This window comes from Pantoea sp. ACRSC, assembly GCF_022346785.1.
Taxonomy (GTDB): Bacteria; Pseudomonadota; Gammaproteobacteria; order Enterobacterales; family Enterobacteriaceae; genus Pantoea; species Pantoea alvi.
Genome location: NZ_JAKRNN010000031.1, coordinates 1 through 14,483 on the forward strand (window position 1 = coordinate 1; position 14,483 = coordinate 14,483).

Consider the following 14,483-nt stretch of genomic DNA (forward strand, 5'->3'; position numbering starts at 1 on the left):
GCATGGTGCGTGCGCTGAATAAAATAACGAAGGCTGGTATGCCAGAAAGCGTGCGTATTGCCTGAAAACCCGGTCAGCTACAGAGTCACTCGTCCTGAAGCTGATTTATTCAACAAAGCCTTCCAGCTGGCCAGACTCATTCATTTTCCAGTCGACATTATATTCTGAGAAAAGCTCATTCACTCTCTGGCGGTAAGCTGAAAAAGAATAGGACTCGTTTTTACTGCTCTGCGAAAAGTTGTCCTCATCATCTATATCAATTATCTTCTCGGCCACCGCTTCTACAGTATCGTAAAAACGGTACCAGGGTATGTTCATCACCAGGTTGCGAAGGACTTCCATCGCAGGGGTATTATTCAGGTAATAGTCATCAGGTTCCTCATCGTCCATAATGAGTATTTCATTAATGAGGTCATACACAGGAACAGGTTTATTTTCCGGTATTAATGACATGGCATCATAGACGAGCCTTTCCAAGATATTTTTAAAATACAGCTTTCTTACCCATTTAGGTGCATCATCCCGGAATGTCTTATTTATGAACTCCGGATCATATCCATGACGATGTGAAAATTTCATTCTGGATTCCTGTAGAGGTACCGGCTTCATAAGCAGGCGGTAAAGAAATTAACAGGGATTATGCCACTCAGTTCTCTGCAAATCCTGCTGGTTATTTCAGTTCTGACAGCCCGTCCGAACTTTATAAAATAAAGAGTGCCCCGATTTCACCCTCTCTCTGTCTGCGCTAAAGTCCGCATCACCTGTTATCAGCTGAAGTTATAGCTGTGCGGTGTCGGTCCGATCCGTTCTAAGGTCTGCAGCACCGGTTTACCTTTACCGGTGAGGCTATCAAAGTCCAACTCGGTTTTTCAGGTATAAGACCGAACCGCGCCCGCTGCGGTGCGCAATACTATATGTAGTGCCTCTATCAGCTGAGTGAACTACCAGATATAGTGGTCTGGCGGTCAGTCTGGGGGCAGGCCGCGCCGGTTCCCCCGCTGCGCCATTCAGTAAAACTCCTTGCGGGGCGGGTTTAACCGAATGCGATTTGCCGCCAGCGGAGTTTTTCTTCTTGCTTTTTTACACACTGCACAATGGCGAGGTGCTGTTAGAAAATGTCATTTTTGATATTAAGCCTATGTCGGCTTTTCGCTCATAGCGGACATTAACGGCTAACCGTAACTGACAGTCCGGATAGTGCGTAACGGTTGCTGCCGGTCTTGACACCCTCTTGATAGATCGTCGCAGGAATCTTGATAATCGCGAGGTTTAATGGCGCAAAACCCACTAGAGGAACTGCGCCATGTCTGATGAACTCCCCGGCCTGCTTAAACAGGGCGTCAGGCACCTGCTGGATACGCGGCATCTTGTCTCACTGATGCCTTTGCTGCCCTGTTTTGTTCTGATGGCCATTATGCTTACAGGCTGCGATGGGAAAAAACAGCCTGATTCTTCCCCTCCGCGCCCGGTCAGGTTTGTAACGGTCGGTCCGCGCCAGGCTTCCGGGCCGCAGACGCTGACCGGCGAAGTACGGGCACATGATGAAACGTCCCTGAGTTTCAGGCTGGACGGTCGCATAATCATGCGCAGTGCTGATGTGGGCAGCCGCTTCAGACAGGGCGACGCGCTTGCTGTTCTGGACAGTCCGACAGCACAGAACCAGTTAACCAGCGCCCAGGCCGACGTCAGCAGCAGCCGGGCCGCAGAGAAAGTGGCGGCGCTTAACCTGCATCGTATGCGTCTTCTGATACCGTCCGGGGCTATTGCACGGGCGCAGCTGGATAGCGCTTCCGCAGACTGGCAGGCCGCGCTTTCACGCCTTCAGAGCAGTGAGGCGGCGCTGAAAAATGCGCAGGAAAATCTGCGCTGGACAACCCTTACGGCACCGGTAAGCGGCGTGGTAACAGGCATCAGCGCGTCAGCGGGGCAGGTGGTCAGCGCCGGTCAAACCCTCTTTACCGTCGCGTCCGGTGATGAAAGGGACGTCGCATTTGACGTAGCCAGTCCCGGCATCATCTCTCGCCAGCCCGGTGCCGTTTTCCAGGTGGCCTTGCTTCAAAACCCCTCTGTGATTGCACAGGCGCATCTGCGCGATATCAGCCCCCAGGCCGATCCGCAGACGCGAAGCTGGCGAGTGCGCATCACGCTTGATCATCCGCCGAGTGACATGGTGATGGGAGCCAGCGTCGCCATCACGCTTCCATCCGTAGCGACAGCGGCTGAACCGGTCATATCACTTCCGGCTACTGCCCTGACGCGCCTGTCAAATGAGCCCGCGGTGTTCGTTCTGGATCCGGCTAATAATCTGGTTCGCCGGCGGCCCGTGCACATTGCAGGCTATTCAGCGGACGCGGTGTTTATAAGGGCGGGCATATCACCGGGAGATCGTGTGGTAACGGCTGGCGTCAGAAGCCTGCGTGACGGTGAGCGCGTGGCCGGCATAAAGGAGGCGCAGGATGAAGCAGGGATTTAATCTTTCGGCCTGGGCGCTGAAACAACAGCAGCTGATGGCTTTTCTCATGCTGTTGATTATGACCGCGGGCATCATCAGTTATGAACAGCTTTCCCGCAACGAAGACCCGGCGTTTACCATCAAAACGGCGGTGGTGTCTGCGCAGTGGCCGGGCGCGAATCTCAGCGATACGGTCAACCTGGTCACCGACACGCTGGAGAAAAAGCTGCAGGAAATCCCCTGGCTTGACTATGTCCAGAGTGAGACGCACGCCGGGCGCTGCGTTATTTTCATTAATCTTCGCGATAACACACCTCCTGAGCAGGTTGCTGACATCTGGTATCAGGTACGAAAGAAAATGCAGGACGTGGCTCCATCATTACCGCAGGGTGTACAGGGGCCAGCGGTCAATGATGAGTTTGAAGACACGTTTGGCACGATTTACGGATTTACCGCCGACGGCTTTACCCTGCGAGAGCTGCGGGATCGGGTGGACAGCATCCGCCGGGATCTTATGAGCCTGCCGGACGTGGGCAAAATTCAGCTGCTGGGCGAGCAGGAAGAGCAGCTGGTGGTTGCCTTCTCCCCACGCCAGCTCTCCGCCATGGGGCTGGATTTACAGCAGGTCGCTGATGCGCTGCGCGCGCAGAACCTGGTTGAGCCTGCGGGTATCGCCCGTACGGCCGGTGACACTGTTGCCCTGCGCGTCAGCGGAGCGTTCAGCAGCGAAGAGAGCCTGCGAGCGGTAACGCTTCGGGTCAACAACCGTTATATCCCTCTGACAGACATTGCCAGCATTATACGCAGGCCGGCTCCGCTTTTTCGCGTCAATGGCCAGCCTGCCATTGGCCTTGCCGTCTCAATGGCGCCAACCGGAAATATGCTTGATTTCGGGCAGGCGCTGCGGTCGCGCATGAACAGCGAAGCGGCACAGCTACCGCACGGTATTGAAATGACCCGTATTGCCGATCAGTCTGCCGTGGTGAAGGAGGCCGTCAGCGGGTTTGTGCATGTGCTGGGGGAGGCGGTAATAATTGTACTGGCCGTTTCTTTCGTTTCGCTCGGGCTACGTGCCGGTCTGGTGGTGGCGGCAGCGATCCCGCTGGTGCTTGCCATGACGTTTGTCTGTATGCATCTTGCCGGTATCGGCCTGCAGCGCATCTCTCTTGGCGCGCTGATTATTGCGCTGGGCCTGCTGGTTGACGATGCGATGATAACGGTTGAAACCATGGTGGCGCGTCTGGAAGCCGGGGATTCCCGTGCCAGTGCTGCGACCTATGCTTTCACTTCAACGGCATTCCCGATGCTGACCGGCACGCTGGTGATGATTGCGGGCTTTATTCCGGTTGGCTTTGCCGCTTCAAGCGCCGGGGAATACTGCTATACCCTTTTTGCGGTGGTGCTTATCGCGCTAATCAGCTCATGGGTCGTGGCCGTGCTTTTTTCTCCGCTGACCGGCAGCTGGCTGTTGCCAGGCACGCTGCAGAAACACACTGCCGGTCCCGGGCTGCCTGGCAGGCTTTACCAGCGCCTGCTTGCCGGGGTTTTGCGGCACCGCTTACTGACAACTGGGCTTGCGCTGGTGGCCCTGGTGCTGGCAGGGGTGGGAACGACATATATGCAGGGCGAGTTCTTTCCGGCCTCCGATCGTCCTGAACTTCTGGTCAGCCTCTCACTGCCGGCGAATGCCTCTCAGGAAGCGACCCTGCGCCAGACAGAGCGGCTGGAGCGCGCGGTATCAGCCAGCCGTGATGTTGACCACTACTCCTCTTATGTCGGAACCGGGGCGATACGCTTTTATCTGCCTATGGACGTGCTGCTTGATGATGAAAATACCGCTCAGCTGGTCGTCGTGGCCAGAAGCCTGGCGGCGCGCGAAAGGCTTCAGCACTATCTCGACAGGGTGCTTGATCGGGATTTCAGCGATATCACGACCCGCGTTTCTCCTCTTGAGCTTGGCCCGCCCGTCGGCTGGCCCGTGCGCTATCGCGTCAGCGGGCCTGATTACAGGCGCGTTCAGGCGCTGGCTGAGCGGCTTTCAACTTTATTAGGGGCTTCCCCCCTGACGCGGGAGGTGAATCAGACCGCAGGCGAGCCTGAGCGGGTTATTACGCTGAAGGTAAACCAGACCGCAGCCCGGGCAGCAGGACTCTCTTCAGATCAGATTGCCCGTTATCTGAACACGATCTGGTCAGGATCGCTTGTTACTACTGTTCGCGACAGAAACCGGCTGATTGACGTCGTGCTGCAGGGCAATGCGGATGAAAGGCGCAATCTTGACAGCCTCTCCGGGATGCTACTGACCTCACCGTCGGGGGCAAAAATTCCGCTGGCGCAGGTGGCCACGCCAGAGTGGGGGCTTGAGGATCCGGTTATCTGGCGGCGCCAGCGTCTGCCGTTTATCACCGTACAGACAGATCTGGCACCCGGTATGCGCGCGGAAACGGTCTCAGCGGGTCTGAAGCCGCTTATTAATCACATGCGGGCGGAATTGCCAGCTGGTTACACGATCAGCGAGGACGGAGCCGTCGCTGAATCTGATAAGGGTAACAGCTCGGTATTTGCCATTTTACCCGTCACGCTGCTCTGAATGCTGGTGCTGCTGATGATTCAGCTAAAGCGCGTTTCCCGTATGCTTCTGGCCCTGCTGATGGCCCCCTTTGGTTTGCCCGGGATCGTGCTGGCCATGCTGCCGACCGGAACACCTATGGGCTTTGTCGCTTTACTGGGCATTATTGCGCTTGCAGGCATGATTATACGCAACGCGGTTATTCTCATTACCGAAGCAGACCATAACCGGGAGTCGGGGATGCACTATAACGCGGCGATAGGGGCCGCAGCTGCACACCGCGCTCGTCCTATTCTTCTCACGGCAAGCGCAGCTATTCTGGGCATGATCCCTATTTCCCGTCAGATTTTCTGGGGGCCAATGGCGCTGGCCATTATCGGCGGACTGCTTGTGGCGACGGTGGTGACGCTTACGGTTTTACCGGCAGCCATGAGTCTGGTAATGCAGACAGAAGCACGCCTTGCTGCGAGCCGGGCAGCCAGGGCCTCTCGTTAAAATGCCAGTCTGTAACTTCATTACTGAGACCAGGCATAGTCAGTAACTCACACACTATCCTGGTCAAATTCCTGTGAAAGAGGCAGATGTCCGCCACAGGCCAGACAATGTTCACCCGCGCCGACTTTTTCAAGTATCTGACGGGCAAATCTTACTTGTGTTGTAAGTCCTACCGGGTAGGAGTATGATCTGGCCGTCAACGAGAGGGATGATTTGAAGCATGGAATACTATGAGTTCGTTGAAACGTCGATCTTTACGAGAGAGCTTAAGTCTCTTCTGTCAGATGACGAATACAAAGAGTTTCAGGCGTTTTTGATTGAGAACCCGGAAGCTGGTGATCTGATAGTTTGAACAGGCGGCTGTCGTAAGGTTCGATGGTCAAGACCGGGAACCGGCAAGCGTTCTGGTGTCCGGGCTATATATTACTTCTATAACTCTGTTGGAAAGCTATACATGCTTATCATCTATCCAAAGGGTGAAAAGGATAGTTTAACTGCAGCTGAGAAGGCCCAGCTTAAAGCTGTTATCGCGGGCTTTCAGGGCGAGGAGGAGTAAGTCAATGCGTAAAGAGCTTTTCGATGATCTGATGGCTTCTGCTAAAGAGGCTGTAGAAATCCATCAGGGTAAGCGTGAACCAGCTCGCATTACCCGTTTCGAACTGCCAGACGTTAAAGCTATACGTGCAAGCACGCACATGAAGCAAGATGATTTCGCTGCTGTAATTGGCGTAAGCTCAGCGTTAGTTCAGGCATGGGAGCAGGGCCGAAGAAGCCCATCAGGATCGGCGCTTAAGCTTCTACGCATGATTGAACGTAAGCCTGAGTTCGTTCAAGAGCTTTTACAGGTTTAAGCCTCTTAAAAGCCCCATAAGGGGCTTTCTACTATACTTTTATCAAATAGTAACCTTTTGCCCCTTCTACGAGCTGTGGGATCCGTATACCAACACTACCTTCAGTTTCAGTCACAAAGCAGTCAATCGCCACAGAAATACCTCTCCAGGTTTTGACTAAACATCCTGTGCCCACGGTTGGTGACGAACGGGCGAGCCTTATTCTGCCGGGTTGAGCCGCTGGAAGAGCATTATCCGCTGACGGGATAATGACGGGCAAAGAAACAACTGCAATAAATCTGAAAAACGTGGCGCGTGGCCAGTTCCATATAACAAAACTGCAATAAGAAAAGCGATAATTATTTACATTCCAGCCGTTAACGCTGCGTGCTTTCCTTGTCTGGCAAGGGATGCGGCCGTTTTGCTGTCTATTGCACAGCGCCGCGATAGAGGGGGCTTTTGCCGCAAAGTTATAACTTCCCGCTATAACATATGTCTTTCCATTATCGGCCTGGTCTGTTTAGAGGTGTTATTTTAAGGCTCTCTAAAACAGCATAAGTGACATAAATATGGCGTCACATATTATTGATTTTCTTTTAATTGGCAACAATTTTGGCACACCAGAAATGCGCGACGTCTGGTCGGAACAAAACCGACTGAAGCAGCAGGTAAAGGTCGAAGTAGCGCTGGCGCAGGCGGAAGGCGAACTCGATGTCATCCCGGCGCAGGCGGCAAAAACCATTATCGAGCGCGCCGACCCGTCGACGCTAAATATCGACGACATCGCACAGCAGGGCGCGCAGATGAAGCACTCTCTGATGCCGACGCTGATCGCACTGCAAAAACAGTGCGGCGAGGCGGGCGAGTTTATTCACTATGGCGCCACCACGCAGGATATCGTCGATACCGCCACCGTGCTGCAGCTGCGCGACGCGTTCGCCATTATTCAGCGCGACACGACACAGATGGCAAACGAGCTTGCGACCGTCGCCAGACGTTATCAGCATACGCCGATGGTGGGGCGCACGCACGGTATGCAGGCGTTGCCGACCACGTTCGGCTTTAAAGTCGCCGTCTGGCTGGATGAGTTCCTGCGCCATCTGACGCGCCTGAACGATATCAAACCCCGCACGCTTACCGGCAATATTAACGGCGCCATCTCCACCTACGCCTCCTTCGGCCCCCTTGGCCCCGAAGTGGAAAAGCGCACCCTCGACATTCTCGGACTGGCGACGCCGAATATCGGCTGGCAGTCGGCGCGCGACCGCTTCTCCGAGTTCGCCTCCGTGGCGGTACTGATCAGCGGCACGCTGGGCAAAATCGGTAACGAGCTTTACAACCTGATGCGCACCGAAATCAACGAGATTGAGGAGCCGTTCTCCGCCGGTAAGATCGGATCGACCACCATGCCCCACAAGCGCAATCCCGCCGCGCTGGAAGGGCTGGCCAGCCTGACCGCGCCGGTGCTGAAAAGCGCCGCGCTGATTTATGAGTCGATGCACGTTGAACACGAGCGCGATGCCATGAGCTGGCGCGCCGAGTGGATCGCGCTGCCGGAAATCTGCATTTACCTTTCGGCGCAGCTGCAAAACGCTATCGCCATTCTGCGCGGCATGACGGTGAACGAAGCGCGCATGCGCCGCAACCTCGATATGCAGGGCGGCCTGCTGCTGTCGGAAAAAGTGATGTTCGAACTGGGCAAAAAAATGGGCAAGCAGACCGCGCACCATGTGGTGTACGACTGCGCCATGCAGGCCTGGGAGCAGCAGCGCGATTTTAAAGAGACGCTGCGCGCTCATCCGCAGATGGACAACAGCATCAGCGACGAGGAGCTGAACCGCTGGCTCGATCCGGTGAACTACCTCGGTTCGGCGACGCGCAAGGTGGATGAGGTGATCGCCGCCGCGCAGGCCTCCGGCCTGCTGGAGAAATCGCCATGAGCGACAGCTTCCGCCAGCTGACCGCGGAGGATGCCGCGGCCTACTACGCGCTGGTACATGCGGCCTACGCTTCCGCGCGCGACCTGGGCATTAAATTTGATGCCGCCACGGCGGATGCGGCGCAGATGCAGCGTCATATCGCCGCCCACGGCGTCTACGGCATGTTCCGCGACGGTGAACTGGTGGCGTCGGTGACGCTGCGTTATCCCTGGGGGCCGCTGCCTGGCCCGTTCGGACTGCCGCATATCGGCTGGTTCGCCACCGCGCCTCACTATCGCGGTCAGCGGCTGGGCGTGAAGATGCTCGACTGGCTGGAGCAGGCGGTACTGCGCGATCAGCTGCGCGCGCCAGCCTATTCCCTCGGCACCGCCGAGAGCCATCCGTGGCTGATTCAGCTTTACGAGGCGATGGGGTTTGAGAAGGTCAGCAAAAAAGACCTCGGCAAAGGCCACATCACCGTTTACATGAAAAAAACTATTCATACACTGCAAGCCCGCTAAGCGCGGCTGCAGATAAGAAACCAGGGAGATCACCATGAAAAAAGGGTTAATCGCACTGTCCGTTGTAATGGCGGCCTCACTGCTTAGCGCCTGCGACAATAATGATAAATCGGCGCAGGGCGGTTCCGACGCCACCACTATCCGCGTCGGCGCGACCGGGCTGAGCTTTCCCGGCGCATTCAAAAAAGAGGGCAAGCTGACCGGGTTCGACGTTGAGGTCACTGAAGCGATCGCCAAAGACCTGAACTACAAAATCGAATGGGTTACCTCTGACTTCAGCGGCCTGATGGGCCAGCTGGAGGGCGGCAAGCTCGATACGGTGGCGAACGTGGTGGCGATTACGCCGGCGCGCCAGGCGAAATATAACTTCTCCACGCCCTACAGCTACTACGGCAGTCAGATCGTGACCAATAAAGACAATGCCACTATCAATACGCTGGATGACCTGCGCGGCAAAACCATCGCTGGCGTGCTCGGCTCCAACCATCTGGTTAACCTGAAAAAAGCCTTCGGCGATAACGGCGTGACGATCCGCACCTATGAGAGCCGCGACGGCGCGATGAACGACGCCATCAATAACCGCGTGCAGGGCTACGTCAACTCCGGGCCGATTCTGCTGGCGGAGATCAACCAGAAAGGGCTGCCGCTGAAGTTTGTCGGTCAGCCGCTGGTGATCGAGTCGGTCGGCTTCCCGTTCCATAAAGATGAGAAGGGTGACAAGCTGCGCGCCGCGTTCGACAAAGAGGTCGATGCGATGCGTAAAGATGGCCGCCTGAAAGCGATCTCAGAAAAATACTTCGGCGAAGATATCACCGCGCAGCCGTCTCACTAAACCCGGCGTTTACTTGTCAACGTTTGCCACCGTCGGGTGGCAAACGTCGTTAAGGGCTTTTTATGAATTTCGATTTTAATTACCTGCTGAAAATCTCGCCGCAAATCCTCAGCTATCTGCCGGTCACGCTGATGCTGGCGGTGGTGTCGATGGCGTGCGCCATGGTGATCGGCCTTGGGCTGTCGCTGCTGCGCAACAGCAAATCGACCCTGGTGAGCAAGCTGGTCGAGCTCTATATCTCGCTGTTTCGCGGCATGCCGTCGCTGGTGCAGCTGTTTATTATCTACTTTGGCCTGCCGCAGCTCTTCCCGGCGCTAAACGGCATGTCCGCTACCACCGCCGCGATTATCGGCTTTAGCCTGAAGACATCTGCCTATATGGCGGAGATCTACCGCGCAGGCCTGGCGTCGGTAGATCCGACGCAGATGGAAGCGGGGCTCTCAATCGGCATGCGCCGGCCGCAGATCTATCGCCGCATTATTCTGCCGCAGGCGCTGCTCAATGCGCTGCCCGCTACCGGCAATACCTTTATTTCGCTGATTAAAGATACCTCGGTGGCATTTGCGCTGGGCGTCTCTGAGATGTTCGCCGAAGGCAAAATGATCGCGGCGGAGTCGCTGCGCTACTTTGAAACCTTCCTCGTAGTAGGTCTGATTTACTGGCTGGTGATTATCGGTTACGCCCGCCTGCAGGCGCTGCTGGAGAAAAAACTCAGTCACTCACTGCAACGCTAGGGCTCTTATGATCAGTGTAAAACAGCTTAATAAACGCTTCGGCGACAAGGTGGTGCTGGACGATATCAGCCTGACCATCGGCGAAGGCGAAGTGGTGGCGATTATCGGTCCATCCGGCTCAGGCAAATCGACCCTGCTGCGCTGCCTCAACCTGCTGGAAAAACCCGAGTCGGGCGTGATCCAGATCGGCGATGTGTCGCTCGACACCGCCAGCTACAGCGCGAAAGAGGAACATGCGCTGCGCGGCCAGACGGCGATGGTTTTTCAGAACTACAGCCTGTTTCGCAACAAAACCGCGCTGGAGAACATCACCGAAGGGTTAATCATGGTGAAGAAAATGCCGAAAGCGCAGGCCAGCGAGACCGGGATGCAGCTGCTGGAGCTGGTCGGCATGGCGCCGCAGGCGCATCAGTATCCGGTTACGCTGTCAGGCGGCCAGCAGCAGCGCGTCAGCATTGCGCGCGCGCTGGCGGTGAAGCCGCGCGCCATCCTGTTTGACGAGCCGACCTCGGCGCTCGATCCCGAGCGCGTCCACGAAGTGCTGCAGGTGATGAAAAGCCTGGCGCAGCAGAAGACAACCATGGTGATCGTCACGCACGAGATGCAGTTTGCCAAAGAGGTGGCCGATCGCGTCATCTTTATGGCGGATGGCCATATCGTCGAGCAGGGGCCGGCGGAGCAAGTGATCAGCTTCTCCGACAACCCGGTGACGCGCCGCTTTTTGCGCCAGATGACTAACATCGACACTAATGATGATTTCAATATTTAAGCGCGCCGCCGCATACTTTGCCGCAGGCCGTCGCACTGGAAGGAAATAATATGAAAGAGATCCGCGAGCAGGATCGGGCGCTTGCCAGCCAGATTGAGGCTTTTCGCCACGATATGCACCGCTTTCCCGAACTCTCCAATCAGGAGTTCGAAACCACCAAAAAAATCCGTGCGGCGCTGACCGCGGCGGGCATCCGCATCCTCGATCTGCCGCTGAAAACCGGGCTGGTGGCCGAGGTCGGCGAGGGGACGGGGCCGCTGGTGGTGGTGCGTTCCGATATCGACGCCCTGCCGATTGAAGAGGAGTCGGGCGTGGCGTTTAGCTCCGAGAACGCGGGCGTTATGCACGCCTGCGGCCATGACTTTCACACCTCGGCCGCGCTGGGTGCCGCCATTCTGCTACAGCAGCAGGCGGCGTCGCTGAAAGGGCGCGTGCGCATCCTGTTCCAGGCGGCTGAAGAGACCGGTCTGGGCGCCCCCGACCTGATCGCCACCGGCGCGCTGGATGAGGCCGCGGTAATTTTCGGCATTCATAACGATCCGACCCTGCCGGTCGGCGTAGTGGGTGGTAAAGAGGGCGCGCTGACGGCGGGCGTCGATCGCTTTGAAATCAAGGTGGCGGCGAAGGGCGCGCACGCGGCCAAACCCCACGAGGGCAACGATCCTGTTGTTATCGTCGGCCAGATTATCAGCGCGGTGCAGACGCTGATCAGCCGCAACGTGCCGTCAGATCAGAACGCCGTGGTCTCGATTACCCAGATCCACAGCGGCAGCACCTGGAACGTTATCCCCGATACCGCCTGGCTGGAGGGCACGGTGCGCACCTTCAGTAGCGAGGCGCGCGCGCTGATCGAGCAGCGCTTTCGGGCGCTGCTGGAGGGGCTCGCCGCCGCGTTCGGCGCGCAAATCGAATTCCTGTGGCACGCCGGCCCGCCTTCGGTGGTGAATACCGCGGAGTGGGTCGATTTTGCGCTGGAGCAGGCGAGCGAGGTCGACTTTGAGGCGCGCCGCATTGACGCCAGCCCCATTGGCGAGGACTTCGCCTTCTATCAGCAGAAGATCCCCGGCACCTTTATGATGGTCGGCTCAGGCGGGCCCTGGGCGCTGCACCATCCGAAGTTCCGCGTTGACGATAAGGCGCTTTTCCCCACCGCCCAGTATCTGGCGCAGCTGGCGGTTAACGCCTTGAATAAGCTCGCCTGATCCTTTTTCATCCGGGGTGAGCGCCTGCGCGTTCGCCCTCTTTCCCTCGCCTCTCCGCCTTTACCTGCTTAAGTTTCAATCGCCCCCGCCGATAAGAGTGATAACAGCGCTGCTGTTTTATTAGCCTGTCTTTGAATCTGGGGAAATCAATGATGAAAGCGGATCGCCTAACAAAAAAGAGATTAAGCACCCGCGCCATGATGTTGCTGACCGGCGCGCTGACCATCGCCACCGGCTTTGCCGTTACCATCGGCGTGCTGAGCTGGCAATCGGGCCAGGCGCAGCGCACGCTGGCGGAAGCATACTTGCAACAGATTGCGCGCAGCAAAGCGCTGGAAGTAGAACAGAGCCTTAACCACGCGCGGGATGTCGCGCAGAGCCTCGGGCAAAGCCTGATCGCGCTGCCGGATGCCAGCGTTCAGGATCGCCACGTCGCCGACAAGCTGGTGGAATATGCGCTGCGCAGCAATCCAGACTACCTCTCTGTTTCGGTGATGCTGGAAAAAGATGTCTTTGACGGGCGCGACGCCGAGTTCGCCGCGCAGAGCGGCCAGCCGCCGCAAGGGCGCTATGCCTGGTTTGTTGATGTCGATCAGGCGGGCAATTACAAAATGCATCCTCTGACCTCCTATCTGACGCCAGGCCAGGGGGACTACTATCTGGTGGCGCAGCGTACCCGTAAGGATTACCCGACCGAACCTTACAGCTATGCCTATAACGGCGTGCCGACGCTGCTCACCTCCATCACCACGCCGATTATCGATCGCGGCAAACTCTGGGGCGTGGTGAGTTCTGATATTTCGCTGGCTAAGCTGCAGCAGCAGGTTAACGAGATCAAGCCCTGGCAGGGTGCCGGCTACGCTATGCTGCTCTCCAGCGGCGGGAAGATTGTCTCTTCGCCCGATAAAGCGCAAAACAACCAGCTGTGGAAGGGGGACAAAAGCCGCCTGACCACCGCGATAACCGAGCAGGACGACGCGTTTCTCGGTGAAAAAACGCTGATGACCTGGCAGCCGATCGCCATCGGCAACAGCAGCAACGTCTGGTATCTGGGGGTCGCCGCGCCGCTGGATTTAGTGATGAGCGCCGCGCGTCAGCAGCTGCATAATGCCCTGTGGATGATGCTGGCGAGCATTGTGCTGGTAAGCCTGCTGCTGGGCGTGGTTTTCAGCCGCATAGTCCTGCGTCCGCTGGGCGGCGAACCCGCCGACGCGGCCGCCTTCGCGCTGGCGGTAGCGGACGGGCAGCTGAATACCCGCATTCCGCTGAAAGCAGGCGACCAGAGCAGCCTGTTCTATGCGCTGCATACCATGCAGGCGCGGCTGATCGCGATGGTCAGCCAGATTAAAGAGACCACCGCCTCGGTGCGCGACGGCGCGGAGGAGATCGCCAAAGGCAATATCAACCTGGCGTCCCGTACCGAGCAGCAGGCCGCCGCGCTGGAGGAGACCGCCGCCAGCATGGAGCAGCTAACGGCGACGGTGAAACACAACGCCGCCAATGCGCATCAGGCGACGACGCTGACGGAAAACGCCTCACAGACCGCACGCAGAGGCGAGTCGCTGGTGGGCGAGGTGGTGCAGACCATGGCGCAAATCAACGACAGCGCGCGCAAGATTGGCGATATCACTGCCATTATCAACAGCATAGCGTTCCAGACCAATATCCTTGCGCTTAACGCCGCGGTGGAAGCGGCGCGCGCCGGGGAGCAGGGCCGCGGCTTCGCCGTGGTGGCGTCGGAAGTGCGCAACCTGGCGCAGCGCAGCGCCGCAGCGGTAAAAGATATCGCCTCGTTGATCGAGGAGTCGACGCAGCGCGTTGACAGCGGCGTTAGCCTGGTGCGCCATGCGGGCGATACCATGCAGGAAATCACCCAGGCGGTTACCTCGGTGCAGGCAATTATCGACGAGATCGCCACCGCATCCGACGAGCAGAGCCGCGGCATCAGCCAGGTCTCCGTGGCGGTCAACGAGATGGACAGCGTCACGCAGCAGAACGCCGCGCTGGTGCAGGAAATTTCCGCCGCCGCCAGCGCGATGGAGGATCACTCCTCGCAGCTGGCGCAGTCGGTGGAACAGTTCCGGCTGGAGGCGCAGCCTGCCTGAGGCGACGTACCGGGCCTGCGCCGAACGGCTGGCCCGGCATTGTCCCGAGGCGCAG

General features: G+C 57.6%; 10 protein-coding genes and 1 pseudogene. 10 read left to right on the top strand and 1 reads right to left on the bottom strand.

Annotated features, from left to right (window positions below):
• Nucleotides 1-105 precede the first annotated feature (105 nt).
• Nucleotides 106-579 (bottom strand): AbiJ-NTD4 domain-containing protein, encoded by a 474-nt coding sequence (locus tag MHZ97_RS20580; RefSeq protein WP_239315168.1) that lies wholly within the window; start codon nucleotides 577-579, stop codon nucleotides 106-108.
• Between the two features lie 724 nt (nucleotides 580-1,303).
• Between MHZ97_RS20580 and MHZ97_RS20585 the strand changes: the two genes are divergently transcribed.
• The 10 genes and pseudogenes from MHZ97_RS20585 (at nucleotide 1,304) to MHZ97_RS20635 (ending at nucleotide 14,428) form a co-directional block, all read left to right on the top strand.
• Nucleotides 1,304-2,473 carry an efflux RND transporter periplasmic adaptor subunit gene (locus MHZ97_RS20585; protein WP_239315167.1) on the top strand — a complete coding sequence of 390 codons (1,170 nt, stop codon included), beginning with the start codon at nucleotides 1,304-1,306 and terminating at the stop codon, nucleotides 2,471-2,473.
• Nucleotides 2,457-5,516, top strand: a pseudogene (locus tag MHZ97_RS20590) (efflux RND transporter permease subunit). Before MHZ97_RS20585 ends, MHZ97_RS20590 begins: the two are co-directional and overlap by 17 nt.
• 560 nt (nucleotides 5,517-6,076) lie before the next feature.
• Nucleotides 6,077-6,367 carry a NadS family protein gene (nadS, locus tag MHZ97_RS20600; protein ID WP_103796417.1) on the top strand — a complete coding sequence of 97 codons (291 nt, stop codon included), beginning with the start codon at nucleotides 6,077-6,079 and terminating at the stop codon, nucleotides 6,365-6,367.
• 548 nt (nucleotides 6,368-6,915) lie between these two features.
• The gene (purB, locus tag MHZ97_RS20605; RefSeq protein ID WP_239315166.1) at nucleotides 6,916-8,286 is read left to right on the top strand and encodes an adenylosuccinate lyase; all 1,371 of its coding nucleotides are present in this window, start codon (nucleotides 6,916-6,918) and stop codon (nucleotides 8,284-8,286) included.
• Nucleotides 8,283-8,786, top strand: coding sequence for a GNAT family N-acetyltransferase (locus MHZ97_RS20610; protein ID WP_239315165.1), 504 nt, complete (start codon nucleotides 8,283-8,285; stop codon nucleotides 8,784-8,786). The genes purB and MHZ97_RS20610 overlap by 4 nt, the downstream gene beginning before the upstream one ends.
• A 28-nt stretch (nucleotides 8,787-8,814) precedes the next feature.
• Nucleotides 8,815-9,618, top strand: coding sequence for a transporter substrate-binding domain-containing protein (locus MHZ97_RS20615; protein WP_375337776.1), 804 nt, complete (start codon nucleotides 8,815-8,817; stop codon nucleotides 9,616-9,618).
• A 62-nt stretch (nucleotides 9,619-9,680) separates the two neighbouring features.
• Nucleotides 9,681-10,352: an amino acid ABC transporter permease gene (locus tag MHZ97_RS20620; protein WP_103796421.1), complete on the top strand. Its 672-nt coding sequence runs from the start codon at nucleotides 9,681-9,683 to the stop codon at nucleotides 10,350-10,352.
• Between the two features lie 7 nt (nucleotides 10,353-10,359).
• Nucleotides 10,360-11,121, top strand: coding sequence for an amino acid ABC transporter ATP-binding protein (locus MHZ97_RS20625; protein ID WP_103796422.1), 762 nt, complete (start codon nucleotides 10,360-10,362; stop codon nucleotides 11,119-11,121).
• Between the two features lie 50 nt (nucleotides 11,122-11,171).
• Entirely contained in the window at nucleotides 11,172-12,323 is a 1,152-nt protein-coding gene (locus tag MHZ97_RS20630; protein ID WP_239315164.1) for an amidohydrolase, read from the top strand.
• Between the two features lie 152 nt (nucleotides 12,324-12,475).
• Nucleotides 12,476-14,428 (top strand): methyl-accepting chemotaxis protein, encoded by a 1,953-nt coding sequence (locus tag MHZ97_RS20635; protein WP_239315163.1) that lies wholly within the window; start codon nucleotides 12,476-12,478, stop codon nucleotides 14,426-14,428.
• Nucleotides 14,429-14,483: the final 55 nt, after the last annotated feature.